Raw genomic sequence first — 21,229 nt, forward strand, 5'->3', positions numbered from 1 at the left:
CGAGAGACCCGGACCCGCGCTCCGGGACCGCAGGCCCCCGCGCACCGGCTCACCGCGGCGGCAGCACCCCCTCCAAGGCCTCCAGCGTGGGCTCCCGGCGGATGTCGATGTGCGCGTACGAGAGCGCCTCGGCCAGCTGCGCCTTGCCCGCGTACACCGCCGTGCAGATCCGCTTGTGCTCCTCGCAGTGCAGGCGGGGGCCGACGTCCGTCGAGGTGAGGCGGAACAGCCAGTGCATCAGGCCGAGCGAGGGCTGCAGCGAGGCCTGGAGGAGGCGGTTGCCGGTCATGGTGATGATCTCGGCGTGGAAATCGGTGTTCGCGGCGGCGATGTCCGCCGGTGAGTTGCGCCGCGTCGCGTCCTCGGCCTCGTCCATGATCCGCTGGAGCGCGGGATGCTCGTACCCCTGCGCGCTGCGCTCCGCCGCCCGGCCCGCCGCGAACACTTCGAGGCTGAGCCGCAGGTCGAACAGCTCGTTCACATCGCGCAGCGTCAGCCGGCGCACCGTGGCCCCGCGCCGCGGCGAGGTCACCACGAGCCCCTCCTGCGCGAGCCGCAGCAGCGCCTCGCGCACCGGGATCCGCGAGATGCCCAGCGTCTCGGACAGCTCCCGCTCGCGCAGCCGGCCGCCCTGCGGATAGGCGCCCGAGTGGATCCCGGCCCGGATGAAGGCCTCGGCCCGGTCCACGTGGGACGCCGCGCCCGGCCCGCCCCGGCGGGGGGCGGGCGCCGCGTCCGGGGCCTGGGCGAGGACCCCGGAGACGGCCGTCACGACCGGTCCCGGAACGGCGGGAAGGTCGGCGGGAACAGCGTGTCGGGATCGCGGCCCAGCAGGTCGCGCTCGGCGTACGCTGCCCGCATCTTGTCGAACAGGCGCTGCGCCTCCCGCTGGAGACCGGCGAGGTCGACGCCGGGCAGCTCGCGGTCGACGAGGACCGGCCGCCCCGCGACGACGGACTGGGTCGCCTGCCGCGCGGTGCCGTTGAGGAGGAACGTGCGGACCGGGTCGTCCAGGACGCCGTCGCGGATGTCGCCGAGATCGAACGCGACGAGGTCGGCCTGGGCGCCGGGCTCAAGGCGGCCCAGGTCGGACCGGCCCAGGGCGCGGGCGCCGCCGAGCGTGGCGGCCTCCACGTACTGCTCGGCCGGCGCCGCGTCGAGCCGCCCGTCGACGATCTTGGCGAGGTGCACGCCGGCGTCCATGCCGCGGATGAGGTCCGGCGGGAAGGAGTCGGTGCCGAGGCAGAGATTGACCCCGGCCTCCCGGTAGGCGCGGAAGGAGTGCAGGGCCTCCCCGTACCGCATGGACGTCTGCGGGCAGTGGATGACGGAGGCGCCGGAGCGGACCAGCGTGTCCAGGTCGCCGCGGTCCTCGCCGAACAGGGTGGGGTGGCGGTCGATGACCACGGAGTGCGGGATGAGCAGCCGCGCCTCGAACAGGCCGCACTCCTCGATGAGTTGAAGAGGCGTCATGCCGTGCCGGCGCTGGGTGATCTCGCGTTCCGTGGTGCCCTGCAGGGCGTGCAGGCGGACCAGGACGTCACGGCTGCGGGCGGTCTCCGCGGTCGCGCGCAGCAGCTCCGTGGAGAGGGTCTCGATGCGGCAGGGGAGGAGCACACCGGTCAGCAGCGGGTCGTCGAGCTTGGCGAGGTGGTCGAGGAAGCGGACGGCGTCCGCGAGGCCGGCCCGGCCGAGCTCCTCGCGGAAGGCCACGTCGCGCCCGCCGTCGGCCGTCGCGACGTTGACGCCGGAGCGGTAGGCGGGCCCGAGGTAGCCGCGCAGCCCGATCCGGCGCGAGGTCTCGGCCATGGCGACGAGTTCGTCGTAGGGCTCGGCCCAGGAGCTGTGCACCTCGGAGGCGATCGGCATGTAGGTGGTGATGCCGTGCAGGGCGAGCTGCGCGAGGGCGTACGCGCGGACCGTGGCCCGCTCCTCGGGCGTGAAGACGTCGCGGCGGCGGCGGTCGAAGTAGTCCTGGGACCACTGGAGTCCGCGCCCGTGCTCGGGGCTGTGCCACGAGTCGATGACGAGGTGGTCGATGTCGGTGAGGGCGTCCAGGTCGATGAGACCCGGCATGACGAGGGTGTCGCCGAGGTCGCGGTCGACGTCGACCGGGCCGTCGTAGTGCGGGCCGACGTGGACGATGACGTCGTCCTCCCACACCACCTCGCCGTCCCGCAGAAGAGCGTGCCCACCGTCCTGGTGGGCGAGTACGTGTCGGGCGCGCCAGCGCGTGCGCATGGGACCTCCTGAGGAACGTCGGAGGTCGACAGCCTAGAAACTGGCATACCAAAAGGGAAGTTGTTCGGGGACTTCTCTTCGGAAGGGGTGTCCGAGGGGGTTCCCGGTCTCAAATAGTGAGGCGCCGAAAAAGAATTTCCGGTGATCGATCAAGTGTCTCGATGGCGTTTACAGGTACCTATATATGCGCGTCCACCTGGACTTATGTGGGGCCTACAGATGCAGGTCGGGAGGGCTGCGGGGTCCGGGTAAGGGCTCCGGCGTCACTTCGGATGTTTCGGTGGCGGGCAGGGCTCTGGTGGCCGGGCCACTTCTTGGTATACCGTCCCGCCATTCCTGCCCCCGAGCACGGAGGAACCGACGTGTCGGATCCGCAAGTGTCGCCTCGTCGGACGCCCCGCGCCAGCATGCCGGAGCCCCCCGACGGACAGGTGGCCACCCTGCCCCCACCCCTTGAGAAGGCCGCCGCGGCCCCGTCCGCGGAGCCGGCCGCCGCCCGGTCCCTCCTGGCCACGGCATGGCTGCGCATCCGGCGCAGCCGCATCGCCGTCGGCGCGCTGATCGTCGTGGCCCTGATCCTGCTCTTCGCGATCCTGGCCCCGCTGCTCACGCACCTCGAGGGCCAGGACCCGTACACCTCGCTGACCGGTCCCGACTATCTCGACGAGTTCGACACCCCGGGCCTGCCGCTCGAGTACTACCGCTACCCGTCCACCGAGCACTGGCTCGGCCTCGAACCGGGCCTGGGCCGCGACATCTTCGCGCGCATGGCCTACGGCGCGCGGATCTCGCTGATCATCGCCCTGCTGTCGACCGCCGTCTCGGTCGTCCTCGGCACCGTGATCGGCGCGGCGGCCGGTTACTTCGGCGGCAAGGTCGACATGGTCATCAGCCGGATCATGGACCTCTTCCTCGCCTTCCCGCACCTGCTGCTCGTCCTGTCGCTGACCCCGATCATGCAGTCCCGCCTCGGCGGCACCGCACTGGACCAGGGCAGCCTGCTGCCGGTCGCCTCCCTGGTGATCATCCTCGGATTCTTCGGCTGGGCCTACCTCGCCCGCGTCGTGCGCGGCCAGGTGCTGTCCATCCGCGAGCAGGAGTTCGTCGAGGCCGCCCGCGCCTACGGCGCCTCGCGCCGCAGCATCATCTTCCGGCAGATCATCCCCAACGTGATGGGCGTCGTCCTCGTCTACGCGACCATGCTCATCCCCACCAACATCACCGCGGAAGCCGCCCTGTCCTTCCTCGGTGTCGGCGTCAAGGACCCCACTCCCTCGTGGGGCCAGATGCTCAACGCCGCCCAGTCCGGCAACTGGTACCTGTCCGACCCGTGGTTCCTCGCGGTCCCCGCCGGCGCCCTCGTCATCACGGTGCTCGCCTTCAACCTCCTCGGCGACGCGGTCCGCGACGCCCTGGACCCCAAGTCCTCCCGCAACTGAACCCCCGCTGGAACACCGCTCCTCACCCTCTTCAAGGAGACGCAGTGACTCGACGTACAGCAGCCGCGATCGCGATCGTCCTCAGCAGCGCGATGGCCCTGACCGCGTGCAGCGGCAGCAAGCCGGCCCCCGGCTCCGGCTCCCGCGCCAACGCCGACGCCTTCGACCCCGTCCAGGTCGGCAAGGGCTTCGACACCAAGGGCGGCAACGTCAACGTCCTGATGTCCGCGGACTTCCAGACCCTGGACCCGGGCAACAGCAACTACGTGCAGACCGCCAACGTCGGTCAGCTCTACTACCGCACGCTCGTCATGGCCAAGGAGACCGCCGGGCAGCCGCCCACGATGGTCCCCGACCTCGCCACCGACCTGGGCAAGGCCTCCAAGGACGGCCTCACCTGGACGTACACCCTGAAGAAGGGCCTGAAGTTCGAGGACGGCAAGCCGATCATGTCCCAGGACATCAAGTACGGCGTCGAGCGCACCTACGCCCGTGACGTCTACACCCAGGCGCCGCAGGAGCTGAACGCCGCGCTCACCGACGACACGTACAAGGGCCCCTACAAGGGCGGCGACTTCAAGGCCATCGACACCCCGGACGACCGCACGATCGTCTTCCACCTGAAGCAGCCCTTCGCCGAGTTCCCCGCCCTGGTCTCCCGCTCCAACACGGCGCCGGTGCCCAAGTCGAAGGACACCAAGCTCGACTACACCAACCACCCGGTCTCCTCCGGCCCGTACAAGATCAAGTCGTACGAGCGCGGGCGCACCATGAAGCTGGTCCGCAACGACCAGTGGGACGCGGCCACCGACCCCAACCGGCCCGCCCTGCCCGACACGTTCACCTTCAGCCTCTCCACGGCGCAGGCGACCATCAGCCAGCAGCTGCTCGCCGACTCCGACCCGACGGCGATCACCCTCGACAGCCAGGGCGGCCTCCAGGCCTCCGACGCCTCGAAGCTGAACCAGCCCGACGTGAAGAAGCGCACCGCCGCCGGCCTCCTCGGCTGCACCGATGTGCTCAACCTCAACACCGAGACCATCAAGGACCCGCAGGTCCGCAAGGCCATCGCGATAGCGATCGACCGCAAGGCGATCCAGGTCCAGTACGGCGGCAACCGCTTCGGCCAGCTGGCCCAGTCGTACATCAACGACGCGCAGCGCGGCTACGTCGAGCAGCACACCGCCCTGGACCCGGCCGGCAAGCCGAATCCGGAGGAGGCCAAGAAGCTCCTCAAGGGCAAGAAGTTCCCGAAGAAGCTCGTGTACGGCTACGCCGACGCCACCCCGCGCTACAAGAGCATGGGCAACACCCTCCAGCAGAACCTGAAGGCCATCGGCATCGACCTCCAGCTGCGGCCCATCCCGGCGGCCAACTACTACACGATCCTCGCCGGTGAGCAGATGCCCGACATCGCCCGCAGCGGCTGGTGCGGCGGCGCCGACAGCGGTTCGGTCCGCACCACGATCGACCCCAACATCGGCCCGAGCGTCGACGGCAAGACCTACGGGTTCTCCAACATCCCGCGCTACTACGACAAGAAGCTCTCCAAGGAGCTGTACGAGCTGCGCGGCGCCAACGGCACCAGCGAGGAGCTCGGCAAGAAGTGGGCCGGCCTCTTCGACAAGATCATGCAGGACTACCCGCTGGTCCCGCTGACCCGCTCCTTCACCAACAGCGTCGTCGGCTCCAAGATCCGCGGTGCGCAGGTCGGCTACTTCTTCGGCTCGATCGACCTGTCGACCGTCGGCGTCGAGAAGTGACGAACTGACGAACCGACGAGCGAACTGACGAGACCATGACCAGATTCCTGCTGCGGCGCTTCGCCGCGATGATCGCCCTGCTGATCGTCATCAGTTTCGTGACCTTCAGCCTGTTCCAGCTCGGTCCGGCGGACCCGGCCGCGGCGGCCTGCGGCCAGGAGTGCACCCCTGAGCGTGTCGCCCAGGCCCGTGTCGCCCTCGGGATGGACCAGCCGTTCCTGTCCCAGTACGTCGACTACATGACGGGCCTGCTGCACGGCCGGTGGGTCGGTGCCCCCGGCAGCCAGAGCCTGTGCGAATGGCCCTGCCTCGGCAAGTCGTTCCAGACCAACGAGAACGTCACCGCGATCATCGCGCGAGCCCTGCCGTACACCCTGTCCGTGGCCGTCGGCGCGATCGTCCTGTGGACCGTCGTCGGCGTCGGCCTCGGCATGCTCGCCGCGCTGCGCAAGGGGAAGTTCACCGACAAGGTCATCGTCGGTGCCGCCTCCGTCGGCGTGTCCCTGCCCATCCCGGTGACCGGCCTGCTGCTCCTGCTGTTCTTCGTCAGCACGCTGCACGTCCTGCCGTTCACCACCAACGAGATCACCTCGCCGTTCGGGTCCGCCGGGCCCGGCGGCTGGGTCCTCAACTACCTGCTGCCGTGGGTGGCGCTCGCCGTCCTGTTCAGCGCCCAGTACATCCGCGTCACCCGCAGCAACATGCTGGAGACCTTCGGCGAGGACTTCATGCGCACCGCCCGCGCCAAGGGCCTGTCCCGGCCCAAGATCGTCTTCCGGCACGGCGCCCGGGCCGGCATCACGCCCGTCGTCACCATGCTCGGCCTCGACATCGGGCTGCTGCTCGGCGGCGCCGTCCTCACCGAGCAGATCTTCTCCGTCCCCGGCATCGGATTCACCGCGGTGCACGCCGCCCAGTCCGGCGACCTGCCGGTGACCATGGCCATCACCATGATGGCCGCCTTCTTCATCATCGTCGCCAACGTCGTGGTCGACGCCGCCTACGCGGTCATCGACCCGCGAGTGAGGGTCAACTGATGACCACGACACCCACCCCCATGCTGGAGATCCGCGACCTGCGGGTCACCTTCCCGACCGACGACGGCCTCGTGCACGCCGTCAACGGGATGGACCTCACCCTGGCCCGAGGCGAGACCGTCGGCATCGTCGGCGAGTCCGGCTCCGGCAAGACCGTCACGAGCCAGGCCCTGATGGGCCTGCTCAAGGACACCTCCGCCCGCATCAGCGGCCAGATCCTGCTCGACGGCACGGACCTCAACCCGCTGACCGAGGCGCAGATGCGCGCCTACCGCGGCAAGAAGATCGCCATGATCTTCCAGGACCCGCTCTCCGCGATGCACCCCTTCTACCCCGTCGGGACGCAGATCGCCGAGGCCTACCGGGTGCACAACCAGGTCTCGAAGAAGGCCGCGGCCGCCGTCGCCGTCGACATGCTCGGCCGCGTCGGCATCCCCGACCCGAAGAAGCGCTACTCCGCCTACCCGCACGAGTTCTCCGGCGGCATGCGCCAGCGCGCCATGATCGCCATGGCCCTGGTCTGCGAGCCGGAACTCCTCATCGCCGACGAGCCCACCACCGCCCTCGACGTCACCGTGCAGGCCCAGATCCTGGACCTGCTCGCCGAACTCCAGTCGGAGACCGGCACCTCGGTGATCATGGTGACCCACGACCTCGGCGTCGTCGCCGAGGTCTGCCACCAGGTCGTCGTCATGTACGGCGGCGAGTGCGTGGAGCGCGCCACCGTCTCCGACCTCTTCAAGGACCCCCAACACCCCTACACCCAGGGCCTGCTGGCGTCCATGCCGTCCCTCACCGGGCAGTCCGAGCGGCTGCGGCCCATCCCGGGCTTCCCGCCCTCGCTGCTCGCCCTGCCCGAGGGCTGCCTCTTCGCCGACCGCTGCCCCGAGGCGCACCGCGTGCCCGACGCGGCCTGCGCCACCAGCCGCCCGGCGCTCACCGGGCCCGACAACCACCCGTCGCGCTGCCACCTGACCGTCGCGGCACCCGCCCGAGAGGTGGCCCGATGACCCCGACCCCGCTGCTCCAGGTCGCCGACCTGACCAAGCACTTCCCGACCCGCACCAGCGCCTTCCGCTCCGGCGGCGTCGTCAAGGCCGTCGACAACGTCAGCTTCTCCGTCGGCGCCGGCCAGACCCTCGGCCTGGTGGGGGAGTCCGGCTGCGGCAAGTCCACCACCGGACGCCTCCTGATGCGGCTGCTCGAACCCACCTCCGGCAGCATCAAGCTCGACGGCCGCGAGATATCCGAGCTGCGCCGCGGCGACCTCCAGGACTACCGCCGGCGCGTCCAGATGGTGTTCCAGAACCCGTCCTCCTCGCTCAACCCGCGCCAGTCCGTCGGCAGCGCCATCGCCGCGCCGCTGCTCGCCCAGCGCATCAACCCGCCGAGCGGCATCAAGGCCACCGTCCGCGACCTGATGGACCGCGTCGGCCTGCGCCCCGACCACTACAACCGCTTCCCGCACGAGTTCTCCGGCGGCCAGAAGCAGCGCGTGGGCATCGCCCGCGCCCTCGCCCTGGACCCGAAGCTCATCATCTGCGACGAGCCGGTCTCCGCGCTCGACGTGTCCGTCCAGGCCCAGGTCATCAACCTGCTGGAGGACATCCAGAAAGACACCGGCGTCGCGTACCTGTTCATCGCCCACGACCTGTCCGTGGTCAAGCACTTCGCGCACCGCGTCGCCGTCATGTACCTCGGCAAGATCATGGAGCACGGCGACACCCGCGAGGTCTTCGACCACCCCCGGCACCCCTACACCCGGGCCCTGTTGTCCGCCGTGCCGCAGGCCGACCCGGACGCCGACCGCAGCGGACGCGTCCGGCTCGCCGGCGACCTGCCGAGCCCCGCGAACCCGCCCTCCGGCTGCGTCTTCCGCTCGCGCTGCCCGCTGCGCCTCACCCTCGACGAGAAGAGCGCGAGCCGCTGCGCCGACGAGGTCCCGACCGGCAGCCCCGCCTGCCACCACATCGACATCGACATCGAAGAAAGGTGACCTCCGTGCTGATCCGTGACGTCCGCCCCTGGGGCGGCGAGCGCAGCGACGTCGAGCTGTCCGGCACCCGCATCGCCGCGATCCGCCCCCACGACCCGGCCGCCGCCCCGGCAGGCGAGGTCGTCGAGGGCCGCGGCCGGCTCCTGCTGCCCTCCTTCAGCGATGTCCACGTCCACCTGGACTCCACCCGCATCGGCCTCCCGTTCCGCCCGCACACCGGCGGTCCCGGCGTGTGGACGATGACGATGAACGACCGGGAGAACTGGCGCACCGCGGAGGTCCCGCTGCCCGAGCGGGTCGCCGGCACTCTGGAGCGCATGATCGCCCGCGGCACCACCCGGGTGCGCTCGTACGCGCAGGTCGACGTGGACTGCAAGCTGGAGAAGTTCGACGCGGTCGTGGCCGCGAAGGAGAAGTTCGCGGGCCGCGCCGACGTCCAGATCATGACGTTCCCACAGGCCGGCATCCTGCGCGAGAAGGGCACGGTCGACTACCTGGAGGCCTCGCTGAAGGCGGGCGCCGACGTCATGGGCGGCATCGACCCCTGCTCCCTGGACAAGGACCCCAAGCAGCACCTCGACATCGTCTTCGGCCTCGCCGAGAAGTACCAGGTCGAGGTCGACATCCACCTCCACGAGCCCGGCCACCTCGGCGTGTTCTCCACCGACCTCATTCTGGAGCGCACCCGCGCCCTCGGCATGCAGGGCAAGGTGACCCTCTCGCACGCCTACGAACTCGGCTCGATCAGCGAGTCGGTGAGCCGCCGCCTCATCGACGAGTTCGCCGAACTCGACGTCGCCATGGCCACCGTGGCGCCCTCGGTGAGCAACCAGCTCTCCCTCGCGGACCTCACCGAGGCGGGCGTCCGCGTCGGCCTGGGCGAGGACGGCCAGCGCGACTACTGGAGCCCGTACGGCAACTGCGACATGCTCGACCGCACCTGGCAGCTCGCCTTCACCAACAACTACCGGCGCGACGAGCTCATCGAGATGTCGCTCGCCGTCGCCACCCTCGGCGGCGCCTCGATCATGGACCACGACGTGCCCCGCCTGAAGGGGATCGCCGACCGGCCCGGACTCGCGGCGGGCGACCGCGCCGACCTCCTCCTGGTCGACGGCGAGAGCCCGAGCAGCGCCGTCATGGACCGCGGCACCGACCGCACCGTCCTGCACGACGGCGTGGTCGTCGCCGACCAGCTGGCGGTCATCGGGGTCTGACAAGGCCCGACACCTGGTTCCGCTTCCGCGCGGGGCGGCACCGTGACGACGGCACCGTCCCGCCGGACGCGTGCGCCGGGCGGCCCCGCGCACAGGGCGCCGGAACGACTGGTTCCGGCGCTCGGGCTTGTTCCCGCACGGCTCTTGACGCCCCGGAACCCGAGGCCCCACAGTCGGGCAGTAGCCCCGCCCGGTCGCAGCGACGCCAGGATCTCCGGCGTCCCGGTCGGGGCCAGTGACGCCCTCGCCGAAGCGCCTTGCCGGCCCACCCTCGCCCGCCGGGACCCTTCGGCCTGCCGGCCCACCATCCTCGCGCGCGCCCGCCGGCCCCGACCCGCGTCCCGAGACGCCCGGCGCCCGGCCCGCGCGCACTCCTTCCTTCCGCTTCCCCGGAGCATTCCGCGGAGCACTCCGCGGAGAAAAGGTGGTAGCAGGGCATGGCCGAGCACGCACCGAACTCCCGCACCGCACACACCGCACCCCTGGACCCGCAGCACCGTGACCGCGTCTTCCGGCGGGTCGTCCTGCGGACCGTCCCCTTCATCACGATCGTCTACGTCATCGCCTGGATGGACCGCGTCAACGTCGGCTTCGCCAAGCTGACCATGCTGGACGACCTGTCCTGGAGCGAGGCCGTCTACGGCGCCGGCGCCGGCATCTTCTTCCTCGGCTACTTCCTGTGCGAGGTGCCGAGCAACCTGCTGCTGGAGAGGATCGGTGCCCGCAAGACCCTCATGCGCATAGCCCTCGGCTGGGGCGTCGTCTCCGTCGCCATGGCCTGGGTGACCGCCCCGTGGCATTTCTACGCCTTGCGGTTCCTGCAGGGCGCGTTCGAGGCCGGACTGCATCCCGGCATCATCCTGTACCTGACGTACTGGCTCCCCGCGCACCGGCGAGGCAAGGCCGTCGCCGTCTGCATGTCGGCCTCGCCGCTCGCCATGCTCATCGGCAGTCCGCTGGCCGGATTCATCATGGAGCACACCGACGGCCTGCTCGGCCACGCCGACTGGCAGTGGCTGTTCGTCATCGAGGGCGTGCCGTCCGTACTCCTCGGCCTGCTCACCTTCTTCCTCCTGACCGACCGCCCGCGCGAGGCCAAGTGGCTCACGCCGGACGAACGCGCCTTCGTCGAGCGGGAGTTGAGCCGCGAGGCCGAGGTGGGCGGCGACCGCGAGCACTCGTTGCGCGGGCTCCTGCGGCTCCGTACGACCTGGGTGCTGATCCTGACCCTGTTCTGCGTCATCACCAGCAACGCCACGCTGTCCTTCTACGGCCCGAGCCTCGTCGCCGACGCGGGATTCACCGACCTCGCCACCCTCGGCTGGATCATGTCGGGCGTCTTCGCGCTCGGCTGGGTCGGGATGCCCGTCAACGGCTGGTGGTCCGACCGGCGCCGCGAGGCGCGCCGGCACACGGCCTGGGCCGCCGCGACCGGCGCGGTCGGGCTCGTGCTGGCCGCCGCGGCCCAGTCGGCGGGCAGCACGCTCGGTGTGCTCGCCGCCCTGGCCCTGTCCGCCTGCGGCACGATGGGCGCGATCCCGGTCTTCTGGAGCCTCCCGCCGCGCTACCTCTCCGGCACCGCGCTCGCCGCGGGCGTCGCTCATCAACTCCTGCGCCAATCTCGCCGGCTGGTTCGCGCCCCAGTTCCTCGGCGCCATGAAGGCGAACACCGGCTCCTACTCGCTGGGCCTGCTGGTCATCGCGGGGGTGGAGCTGATCGGCGTGGTGCTCATCTTCCTGTTCATCAAGCAGGAGAAGGCTCCCTTCACTTCTTCCTCGCTCTCAACTCCGGTGTCTCAACAGTCTGTTGAATGACTGTCAGAGGTCTGGAGCGCGTCCCGCCGGGGATCCGATAAATGGGATCCCAAGTGTTGACCCCCGGATTCCGTGAGAGCACTATGGGATCCCAAGCGGGGTCGGAATGCTGCTTCCGGACCGCGGAACGGTGGTGTCAGACGCGCCGGGCAACCCCCGGCCGCTCCACACCGGGACCACCCCTCGAACGGCTCCGGCCCCCGGCGTCCTCGCCCGGGCCGGAGCCCCAGGTTCACGCCACGCCCCGTGCCCGGAGCTCAAAGGAGCCCGCGATGACGCACTTCCGCTCGGAACCAGAACCGCCCCTGAACCTCGCCGCCCCCACCCCCGTCGCCCCCGCCGCATCCGGCGCCGACGACCAGCGCCGGGCCCAGCACCTGCTGGCCCAGGCCATGGACCGTATCGGCACCAACCGCTGTCACAAGGTGATCCTCTCGATCGTCGTCTTCGGCGCCTTCTTCGACGTCATCGAGCAGAACACCGTCGGGATCGTCGCCCCGTTCCTCAAGGAGCAGTGGGGCGTCAGCTCGACCGGCATCGGCTTCCTCGCCTCCGCCACCTTCGGCGCGATGTACGTGGGAGCCGCGCTCGCCGGCCGGCTCAGTGACCTGAAGGGCCGCAAGACCATGTTCAACTTCAACCTCGCGCTCTACAGCCTGGGCGCCCTGATCTGCGCCCTCGCACCGAACTTCGAGGTCCTCGTCGCCGGCGGGATCGTCGTCGGGCTCGGTCTCGGCGGTGAGTTCGTCGTCGGCCTCACCCTGCTCGCCGAGATGACCTCCACCCAGTTCCGCGGCACCGCCATCTCCCTGCTCCAGGTCGGCGCGGGCGGCCTCGGCAACCCGGCCGCGTACCTCTTCGGCCTGCTCACCGTCGGCTGGATCGGCCCGCACCTGCCGGCCCTCCTCGGCGGCCCCGAGGCCGGCTGGCGCTGGGTGTTCGTGCTGCTCTGCCTCCCGGCACTGCTCGTCCTCTGCACCCGGCGCCACATGCCGGAGACCCCGCGCTACCTCATCTCCAAGGCCCGCACCGCCGACGCCAACCGCGCGCTGAGCGTCCTCGCCTCCGGGAAGATGAACCCGCGCGGCCTCGCCGTCACCAGCTACCTGCCCGAGGGCCTCAGGCTGAGCGAGGAGAAGGCCCAGTGGACGGAGATCCTGCGCGGTCGCCTCGGACGCAACTCCGCGGTTCTCGGCTCCTGCACCGCCGCGCTGTTCGGCGCCCAGTTCGTCCTGCTCACCTTCTGGCCGACGCTCCTCGTGGACCGGGGCTACCCCGTCGCCACCAGCCTCACCTTCACCATGATCATCTTCATGGGCGCGGTCACCGGCACCCTCTTCGCCACCTACCTCAACACCCGCTTCCGGCGTAAGCCCACCATCGCCGTCGCCGCCGCGCTCTCCTGCGCCTCCGCCCTCGCCTTCCCGTTCCTGGCCGACGGGGCGACCGAGATCCTGATCCTCGGCTTCCTCTTCGAGTTCTTCTCCTGGTGGGCCAACTGCTCCATCTCCACCTGGTGCCCCGAGCTCTACCCGACCCGCGTCCGCGCCTTCGGCATCGGCGTCATCTCCAACCTCGGCATGATCGGCGGCGCGCTCCTGCCACCCGTCGCCGGCGCCCTCCTCGGCTCCATGGGCCCCACCGCACTCCTCGGCCTAGTCGCCGTCATGTGCGCCGTCGTCCTCGTCGCCGTGCCCTTCGGCCCCGAGACCTTCGGCCGCTCCCTCGAGGAACTCCACGACGAGAACTGACCACCCACGACAGCTCCTTCACCGACCCAAGGATTGGACACGGCCGTGCGCATCGGAATCGACGGGCTGAAGATCCCCGAGTCCGCCAAACGAGGACCCGGCGGAACGCTCGCCCACGCCAGGGAACTGGGCCTCGACGGAGTCTTCTTCCGCTCGGTCCTCGACCTGAGCCCCACCCTCGACGCCGCCGAGCTCCGCACCCTGCGGGCGCAGGCCGACGACCTCGGCCTCTACCTGGAGACCGGCCTCGGCAAGGTCAACCCCTTCGCCATCCCCGAGGCCCCCGAACTGCGGGCGATCGGCGACGGCGACACCCTGCTGGGCTTCCGCCGCATGATGGAGGCCGCCGCCGCCATCGACTGCCGCGAACTGTGGGGCTCCACCGCCCTCGTCAAACCCCAGTACCACGGCCGGCTCGCCTGGGACCGCTTCCGCACCGACGTCACCTGGGACGAGCAGCTGACCGCCACCGAGCGCTTCCTCGGCCGGCTCGCCCCCTACGCCCGAGACCTCGGCGTCCACATCAACCTGGAGACCCACGAGGAGATCACCTCCTTCGAGCTGGTCCGCCTCGCCGAGGCCGTCGGACCCGACGTCGTCGGCATCGTCTACGACACCGCCAACGCCCTGCACCGCGTCGAGCACCCCGTGCGGACGGCCCGCCGCGTCGCGCCCTACGTCCGCCAGACCCACATCAAGGACGCCCACCTCGCCCACGGCGACGAGGGCCTCTGGTACCAGCTGCGCCCCTGCGGAACCGGCGTCGTCGACTTCACCCAGGTCCTCCCCATCCTCATGGAGGCCAACCCCGGACTCAACCTGACCCTGGAGACCTACGAATCGTACGAGGACCGCCCGCGCAGCCCCGAGAAGTGGCTCCTGGAGATCTACGACGAGGAGTTCCTCCACGCCCACCCCGACCTGACCACCGCCGAGTTCGCCGCCTACCTCAAGACCGTCCGCGCCTACGAACAGCGCATCGCCGCCGGTGAACTGCCGGACCTGGAGACCTACGCCGCACAGCCCTTCGGCTACACCGAGGCCGTGCGCCAGATCCGCGACAGCGCCGCCCACATCCGTGCCATCTGTGAGGAGAACGCCAAGTGACCGCTCTGTACGAGACCTCCGAAGAACGCTCCATGGACCTGCCCGACGAGCTGATCCGCGGCGTCAGCGACGTCCACGTCCACGCCGGCCCGTGGCTCAAGTCCTGCCCCGGCCGCCTCGACCCCTTCGCCATCGCCGAGCAGGCACGGGACGCCGGTATGAAGTCCCTCGTCTACTACGACCACACCATGGGCATCAGCAACGGCACCTCGATGCTGGTGAAGCGCCAGGTCCCCGGGATCGAGATCTTCGGCGGCATCATCATGACCTCCGTCCTCGGCGGCCTGAACCCGCGCGCCGTCAAGACCGCCCTGCACTACGGCGCCGGCGCCAAGTTCGTCCACTTCGGCGCGCACTGCACTCACTTCATGGCCAGCCACGAGGGCTCCTACGTCGACGGCAAGCCCGTGCCGTTCAAGGACCAGTACCCCAAGTTCGCCGAGCAGGAGCTGTCCCGCGCCATCCGCATCCCGCTGGAGGGTCCCGTCCCCGGGGACCTGGAGGAGATCCTCGGGCTGATCGCCGAGCGGCCCGACGTCCACCTCAACACCGGGCACCTCTCCGTCCCGGAGGCCTTCCGGCTCGTCGAGCTCGCGCAGGCCGCCGGCATCCGCAAGATCGTCGTCGCGCACCCGTGCCGCGGCCGCATGACGACCGAGCAGCAGAAGGAGCTCGCCGCCAGGGGTGTCTACCTGGAGGGCGCCGTCTCCGACTGGATGTTCCACCGCGGCCTGCCCCGCACCAACTACTACGTCGAGCGCGAGTGGGCCGACGAGATCGCCGGCATCGCCAACGCCCCCGAGTTCACCGGCATCATGCCCTGGGCCCGGCAGATCCGCGAGATCGGCGTCGAGCACTTCATCCTCGGCACCGACTACGGCATCCGCTCCGGCCCGACGCCCGTCGAGGGCATGCGCACCCTCATCAGCTCGCTGCTCGACCTCGAGTTCAAGCCCGACGAGATCATCACCATGGTCAAGGGCAACCCGGACCGCCTGCTCGACCTCGGCGAGTAGCCCGCGCGCCGCACGGGGAGGCCGGGCCCGCCCGGCCTCCCCGCCGCCCCCGCCGTCATCATGGGACGCTCACGTCACCCCACGCCCGAACCCGCTCGGGCGCCCAACGAAAGGGCCCCTCCGTTGCCCCCGCACGCGCCGCACACCGGAACCCGGACCGTCCTGCTCGTCAACCCCAACACCAACCGGGGCACGACCTCGATGATGGCCGAGCTGGCCCGGACCCGCCTGGCTCCCGCGGGACTCACGGTGGAGGGCCGTACCGTCGGGCGGGGCCCCGCGATGATCACCGACCCGATCACCCTCAAGGAATCCGCCCAGCACGTCGTCGACACCGTCCGCGACCGGCTCGCCGACACCGGCGCCCCGCCCGTCGCCGCCGTGATCGTCGCCGCCATCGGCGACCCCGCCCGCGACCGCCTCGCCGAGGAGATCGACGTCCCCGTCATCGGCATCGGCCAGGCCTCCGTCCACAAGGCCGCCGCCGGGGGCCGCCCCTTCGGGATGGCGACCAGCACCCCGCTGCTCGTCGACTCGCTCACCGAGCTCGTCGCCCGGCACGGCCACGCCGCCGCCTTCACCGGCGTCCGCCTCACCCCCTCCGACCCGCTGCTGCTCGCCGCCTCCGCCGACCAGCAGTACGAGGAACTAGCCGGCGCCGTCCGCGCCTGCGTCGACCGGGACGGCGCCGAGGCCGTGATCATCGCGGGCGGTCCGCTCAGCGACGCCGCCCGCCGGCTCGCCGCACTCGGCCTCGTGGACATCGTCGAGCCCGTCCCCAGCGCCGCCGCCCTCGTCCTCGACCTGCTCGGAGCGCCCGCCGGCGGCTGAACCGAGCCCGCACCGCGCCCCGGCCTGGCGAAGACAGGCCCGTCAGGCCCAGACTGGCACCCCCGGTCCGTCGAACGAGTGTGAGCAGAGACCCGTGACGACTTCGTCCTCATCGTCCTCGAAGCTGTACCGCAACAAGAAGCCGCTGCGCGACATCGTCCGCGAACACCTGCGCAACAGCATCTACGACGGCACCCTGCCGCCCGGCACCCGCCTCGTCGAGCAGGAACTCGCCCAGCAGTTCAAGGTGTCCCGGCTGCCGGTCCGCGAGGCGCTGCGCATCCTGCACCACGAGGGTCTGGTCGAGCATCTGCCCACCCGCGGCGTGGTCGTGCGCACCCTCGACCGCCGCCAGGTCTCCGAGCTGTACGACCTGCGCGAGGCCCTCGAGGTGCTCGCCGCGCGACAGGCCGCCGAGCGCGTCGCCGAGGGCGCGCCGACCCGGCTCTCGGCCGCCACCGAACGGGCCGGGGACGCGGCGGGCGCCGGGGACGCCTCCGCCGTGCACGACGCGAACTCCAGCCTCCACGAGGAGATCACCGCCCTCGCCGGGAACAAGCTGCTGGCCGAGACCCTGGAGCCGATCGTCGGCCGCGTCGACTGGCTGCGCCGCAAGGTCGAGGACTTCGGCATGATCCAGGCCGAGCACGAGGCCCTGGCCGCCGCCATCGTCGCCGGCGACCCCGAGGCCGCCGCCACCGCGGCCCGCGACCACGTACGCGCCTCCCGCGAGCGCACCCTCAAGGGTCTCTTCGACAGCTGACCGGTGCGGCCGACGGCGTAGGTGGTCCCGGCCGTCGGGACGCGGCGATGGAAAAGTGCGGTGCGGCGTGCTGTCATGCCGTGCCGCACTCCCTCGACACGCAACTCGCCTGACCCGTCAGGAGGTTGACCCCCATGCCCGAGCCCCGCCCGCACCAGGCCCCCGACCCGCTCGCACCCGCCCGCCTCGGCCCGCTCACCCTGCGCAACCGCGTCATCAAGTCCGCCACCTTCGAAGGCATGACCCCCGACGCGCTCGTCACCGACGACCTCGTCGACTTCCACCGCCGGCACGCGGCCGGCGGCATCGCCATGACGACCGTCGCCTACTGCGCCGTCGCCCCGGAGGGCCGCACCGAACGCCGCCAGATCTGGATGCGCCCGGAAGCCGTACCCGGTCTGCGCCGCCTCACCGACGCGGTGCACGCCGAAGGTGCCGCCGCCTGCGCCCAGCTCGGCCACGCCGGACCCGTCGCCGACGCCTCCTCCACCGGGCTGCCCGCCCTCGCGCCGCAGAGCCGCTTTAGCCCCGTCGGCCTGCGCCGCACCCGGGCGGCGACCGCCGAGGACATCGCCCGCGTCACCCGGGCCCACGCGGACGCCGCCCGGCTCGCCGTCGAGTCCGGCTTCGACGCCGTCGAACTCCACTTCGGCCACAACTACCTGGCCAGCGCCTTCCTCAGCCCCAGACTCAACCGTCGCACCGACCGCTACGGCGGCAGCCTCGCCCACCGCGCCGAGGTCACCCGCGGCATCGCCCGCGCCGTCCGCGACGCCGTCGGCGACCGCATCGCCATCACCGCCAAACTCAACATGAAGGACGGCGTGCCCGGCGGCCTCGGCGTCGACGAGTCCCTCCAGGTCGCCCGCTGGCTCCAGGACGACGGCGGCCTCGACGCCCTCCAGCTCACCGCGGGCAGCTCCCTGCTCAACCCCATGTACCTCTTCCGCGGCGACGCCCCGCTGAAGGAGTTCGCCGCCCAGTTCCCCGCCCCGCAGCGGCTCGGCATCCGCCTCTTCGGCGACCGTTTCCTGCGCACGTACCCGTACGAGGACGCGTACCTCCTGGAACACGCGCGCCGCTTCCGGGCCGACCTCGACCTGCCGCTCACCCTGCTCGGCGGCGTCACGAGCCTCGACACCATGGAGCTGGCCATGAAGGAGGGCTTCCAGTTCGTCGCCATGGCCCGCGCCCTGCTGCGCGAACCTGACCTCGTCGCACGCATCGCCCGCGACCGCACGACCCCCTCCCTGTGCATCCACTGCAACCGCTGCATGCCGACCATCTACCGCGGCACCCACTGCCCGGAGAAGCCGGAGAAGCCGGAGAAGACGGAGGGGACGGAGGGGACAGCGAAACAGGGGCGGTGACACCGGGGGAGTCCCGGCGTCACCGCCCCTGCGCAGCCGGACGGTCCGCAGGATCAGCCGTCGCGCTCCGCGGAGGGGAGGAACGCGCCGGGGACGTCGTCCGGTGCGTAGAGCTTGCTCTCACCCGGGTACGGCTTCTTCCACCCGTGCGTCTCGTACCACGTGAAGTGGTTCATCTGCGCGGGGTTCGCGAAGTCCGGGGTGGCGTTCGGGCCGGTCAGACGCTGCTTGGCCTTCCAGCGGTCCCAGGTCGCCGCCAGCTCCCGCCGCTCGGCCGGCACCTTCAGCGTGGGCACGGCCGCCGCCGACGGGTTCTGCGCGGCCGGGGTGTCCAGGCCGCAGGACGGCGGCGTCTTGAGGCCGTCGGTGAGCGGCGTCCGGTTCGGCAGCGCCGTGAACGGCGTGACGTCGGGGCGCTGGGTGAACGCCCCGCGCATCGGCGTGGCCGCGCTGTCCTTCTGGTTCATCGGGTGGATGCCGAGGATCTGCTCGATCGTGCGGATCATCGTGATCTGCGTGTAGTAGCGGCTGTCGACGACACCGCGCCGCGCGTACGGGCTGATGATCTGCACCGGCGCCCGGTGCCCGTCGACATGGTCCAGGCCCGCCTGGGAGTCGTCCTCGACCACGAAGATCGCGGAGTCCTTCCAGTACTTGCTGTGCGAGATCGTGTCGACGATCCGGCCGGTCGCCAGGTCGTTGTCCGCGACCTGCGCCGCCGCGCCCGCGGGCCCGCCGGTGTGGTCGCTGGACAGCCAGAACATGTTGAGGTTCTTCGGCCCGTTCTTCTCGAAGTCACGCTTCCAGATCTCGGCCCGGTAGATGTCCGGCACGGCCGTGTCGAACTTCGCGAAGCCGTGCTCCGACACCTCGTCGAGCGACGGGATCGGCGAGGACGACACCAGCTTGTACGCGGTGCCCGCGCCCGTGGAGCGCATGTTCTTCGCGTCGCAGTACAGGTTCTGCCAGCTCGCGTCGGCCGGCTTCGTCAGGAACTGCTGGAACTCGCCGTAGTTGCGCACCGACTTGCCGGCCGCCTGCGCCCCGGTCCAGATGAACCCGGTGCGCTGGTGCCCGAGTGCGTCGTCCTCGGTGTCGTAACTGCGCTTGTACGCACCGGCCGAGGACTCCGTGTACTCCGGATTGTCGGCCTGCATCAGCCAGTTGTGGCCCTCGGCCGAGTTCGTGCCGATGTCGTACGTGTTGTCGTACAGGCCGAACTGCTCCGCCAGGGCGTGCTGGTTCGGCGTGACGTTCTCGCCGAACTGGGCGAGCGCGGGATCGCCCTCGCCCTTCTCGACGTCGCCGAAGACCTGGTCGTAGGTCCGGTTCTCCTTCACGATCAGGAACACGTGCTTGATCGTCGACGGGTCACCGAGCCGCGCCGGGACCGGCACGGGCTTCGGGGTGCTGCCCTCGGTCGCCTTGCTGACGGCGCCGCGCGTCCAGCCGTTCTGCCGGAACACCTTGCCCGTCAGCGACTTGATCGTCCTGTCGCTCGGCAGCTCGAACCGCGTGAGGCTCGACGTCGTGTCGTGCGTGCCGTGACCGGCCGCCGCGGTGGGACGCCGGGCGTCGACACCGCGCGTGTTCGAGACGACGACCTGGTCGCCGACGGTCGTGATCTCCGACGGGAAGTAGTCCGTCGGGATCAGACCCACGTAGCCGACCGGCTCCTGCGCGCTCGTGTACCGGTAGACGGCGACCGCGTTGGCCCGGCCCAGGGTGACGAGGAGGTGTCCGTCGTCGGTGAGCGTCACCGCGTCCGGCTCGTAGCCGACCGAGGCCTCCGGCCACGGCTGGGTGGCGATCGTCTGCACGACCTTGTCCTTCGCCGTGTCGATGACCGACACGTCGTTGGTGGCCGTGTTCGTGACGAACAGCGCGCCCTTCTTCGCGTACAGCGCCGTCGGGTGCAGCCCCACGTCGATGCTCGCGGCGTCCGAGGACGGGTGCGCCAGGTCGATCACGCTGACCGTGCCCGTCGTCGTCGCGGCGGTCCTCGGGTCGGCGGGCACCTGGGTGCCGTACGAGTTGACGGTGCTCTCACCGGGCTTGGCGGGGCGCCCGCCCTCGTTGCTCACGTACAGCTTGTCGCCGACGCGCACCATGTCGCGCGGGGCGTTGCCCACGGCCCACGAACGCTGGACGGCGCCGGTCGCCGCGTCGAGCGCGACCACCTTGTTCTGCCCGTTGACCGCCGCGTACACGGTGGACGCGTCGGCGGAGAAGACGGGCTCGGCGACGAGCGCGTGCTTGGCCCCGTCGACCGGGAGCTTGATCGTGGTCGGATCGGTGACCGAACCGTCGTCGGTCACGGTGACCCGCGTGTAGCCGTCGGTCTGGCCCAGCCACAGCTGCTTCCCGTCCGGCGAGTACGTGGGCCCTTCCTGACCCACCTCGTTGGACGCGATCCGGGGCTTGGAGGCGGCGCCACTGCCCACGAGCTGCCGCACCTTCCAGTCGTCGAGGTCGACGACGCCGAGGGCGGAGCCGCCGTCGGCGAGGGACGCGGCGAGGTGCTTCCCGTCCGGGCTGACCGTCGACGACATGATCTTGCCGTTGTCGATGACGAGCCGCTCGCCGTACGGGTCGATGTACTGGTCGGCGGAGACGACCTGGCCGCGGTCGGTGACCTGCCCGACCCGGTCCTCGCCGAACTGGGTGGTGGAGGCCAGCGCGGTGCCGGTGGCGGCGAGGGCGAGGGCGCAGATGCCCGCGAGGACCAAGGGGGTGCGACGGCCTGCGGGTCTGCGCAGGAGACCGGACCGGCCTCTCTCCACAGCCCGACGACGACGTGTCACCTGCATGGTTGTCCCTTCAGGGGTTCGAGGGGGTGCGAGGGGTGTGGGAGGTGGCTGGTTCGGGGGCTGCGCGGACGGC

General features: G+C 70.9%; 16 protein-coding genes. 13 read left to right on the forward strand and 3 right to left on the reverse strand.

Translation table 11 applies throughout. The annotated features are described in order from the left end of the window. Positions 1 to 49: 49 nt before the first annotated feature. Together ACZ4E1_RS04790 and ACZ4E1_RS04795 are read right to left on the reverse strand one after the other, a co-directional pair. Positions 50 to 772: a GntR family transcriptional regulator gene (locus tag ACZ4E1_RS04790; RefSeq protein WP_467535853.1), complete on the reverse strand. Its 723-nt coding sequence runs from the start codon at positions 770 to 772 to the stop codon at positions 50 to 52. Next, positions 769 to 2,241 (reverse strand): chlorohydrolase family protein, encoded by a 1,473-nt coding sequence (locus tag ACZ4E1_RS04795; protein ID WP_467535855.1) that lies wholly within the window; start codon positions 2,239 to 2,241, stop codon positions 769 to 771. The genes ACZ4E1_RS04790 and ACZ4E1_RS04795 overlap by 4 nt, the downstream gene beginning before the upstream one ends. Positions 2,242 to 2,648: 407 nt before the next feature. On the opposite strand from ACZ4E1_RS04795, the gene ACZ4E1_RS04800 reads away from it, so the two are divergent. From ACZ4E1_RS04800 to ACZ4E1_RS04860, 13 genes are all read left to right on the forward strand, one after another. Beyond that, positions 2,649 to 3,680 carry an ABC transporter permease gene (locus ACZ4E1_RS04800; RefSeq protein WP_467535856.1) on the forward strand — a complete coding sequence of 344 codons (1,032 nt, stop codon included), beginning with the start codon at positions 2,649 to 2,651 and terminating at the stop codon, positions 3,678 to 3,680. A gap of 44 nt (positions 3,681 to 3,724) precedes the next feature. Next, positions 3,725 to 5,443 (forward strand): ABC transporter substrate-binding protein, encoded by a 1,719-nt coding sequence (locus ACZ4E1_RS04805; RefSeq protein ID WP_467535857.1) that lies wholly within the window; start codon positions 3,725 to 3,727, stop codon positions 5,441 to 5,443. Between the two features lie 35 nt (positions 5,444 to 5,478). Next, a complete protein-coding gene (locus ACZ4E1_RS04810; RefSeq protein WP_467535858.1) occupies positions 5,479 to 6,480 on the forward strand; it encodes an ABC transporter permease in 1,002 nt (333 codons plus the stop codon). Beyond that, positions 6,480 to 7,490, forward strand: a complete 1,011-nt coding sequence (locus ACZ4E1_RS04815) for an ABC transporter ATP-binding protein (RefSeq protein ID WP_467535859.1) — start codon at positions 6,480 to 6,482, stop codon at positions 7,488 to 7,490. Before ACZ4E1_RS04810 ends, ACZ4E1_RS04815 begins: the two co-directional genes overlap by 1 nt. Continuing rightward, on the forward strand, positions 7,487 to 8,476 hold the full coding sequence (locus ACZ4E1_RS04820; protein ID WP_467535861.1) for an ABC transporter ATP-binding protein: 990 nt from the start codon (positions 7,487 to 7,489) through the stop codon (positions 8,474 to 8,476). Before ACZ4E1_RS04815 ends, ACZ4E1_RS04820 begins: the two co-directional genes overlap by 4 nt. Before the next feature lie 5 nt (positions 8,477 to 8,481). Beyond that, positions 8,482 to 9,693, forward strand: coding sequence for an amidohydrolase family protein (locus tag ACZ4E1_RS04825; protein WP_467535863.1), 1,212 nt, complete (start codon positions 8,482 to 8,484; stop codon positions 9,691 to 9,693). 437 nt (positions 9,694 to 10,130) lie between these two features. Continuing rightward, positions 10,131 to 11,504, forward strand: coding sequence for an MFS transporter (locus ACZ4E1_RS04830; protein ID WP_467535865.1), 1,374 nt, complete (start codon positions 10,131 to 10,133; stop codon positions 11,502 to 11,504). Positions 11,505 to 11,780: 276 nt separating this feature from the next. Continuing rightward, positions 11,781 to 13,259 carry an MFS transporter gene (locus ACZ4E1_RS04835; RefSeq protein WP_467535866.1) on the forward strand — a complete coding sequence of 493 codons (1,479 nt, stop codon included), beginning with the start codon at positions 11,781 to 11,783 and terminating at the stop codon, positions 13,257 to 13,259. A gap of 45 nt (positions 13,260 to 13,304) precedes the next feature. Next, a complete protein-coding gene (locus tag ACZ4E1_RS04840; RefSeq protein WP_467535867.1) occupies positions 13,305 to 14,366 on the forward strand; it encodes a sugar phosphate isomerase/epimerase family protein in 1,062 nt (353 codons plus the stop codon). Then, the gene (locus ACZ4E1_RS04845; RefSeq protein WP_467535868.1) at positions 14,363 to 15,382 is read left to right on the forward strand and encodes a DUF6282 family protein; all 1,020 of its coding nucleotides are present in this window, start codon (positions 14,363 to 14,365) and stop codon (positions 15,380 to 15,382) included. The genes ACZ4E1_RS04840 and ACZ4E1_RS04845 overlap by 4 nt, the downstream gene beginning before the upstream one ends. 123 nt (positions 15,383 to 15,505) lie before the next feature. Beyond that, on the forward strand, positions 15,506 to 16,213 hold the full coding sequence (locus ACZ4E1_RS04850; protein ID WP_467535870.1) for an aspartate/glutamate racemase family protein: 708 nt from the start codon (positions 15,506 to 15,508) through the stop codon (positions 16,211 to 16,213). A 94-nt stretch (positions 16,214 to 16,307) separates the two neighbouring features. After that, positions 16,308 to 16,976 (forward strand): GntR family transcriptional regulator, encoded by a 669-nt coding sequence (locus tag ACZ4E1_RS04855; RefSeq protein ID WP_188340733.1) that lies wholly within the window; start codon positions 16,308 to 16,310, stop codon positions 16,974 to 16,976. Between the two features lie 134 nt (positions 16,977 to 17,110). Next, a complete protein-coding gene (locus ACZ4E1_RS04860; protein WP_467535872.1) occupies positions 17,111 to 18,346 on the forward strand; it encodes an NADH:flavin oxidoreductase in 1,236 nt (411 codons plus the stop codon). 53 nt (positions 18,347 to 18,399) lie between these two features. On the opposite strand, the gene ACZ4E1_RS04865 is transcribed toward ACZ4E1_RS04860, so the two are convergent. Then, complete coding sequence (locus ACZ4E1_RS04865) at positions 18,400 to 21,156, reverse strand: alkaline phosphatase family protein (protein ID WP_467535873.1); 2,757 nt, start codon at positions 21,154 to 21,156, stop codon at positions 18,400 to 18,402. Positions 21,157 to 21,229 lie beyond the last annotated feature (73 nt).

Source organism: Streptomyces sp. NPDC025806, from assembly GCF_055558275.1.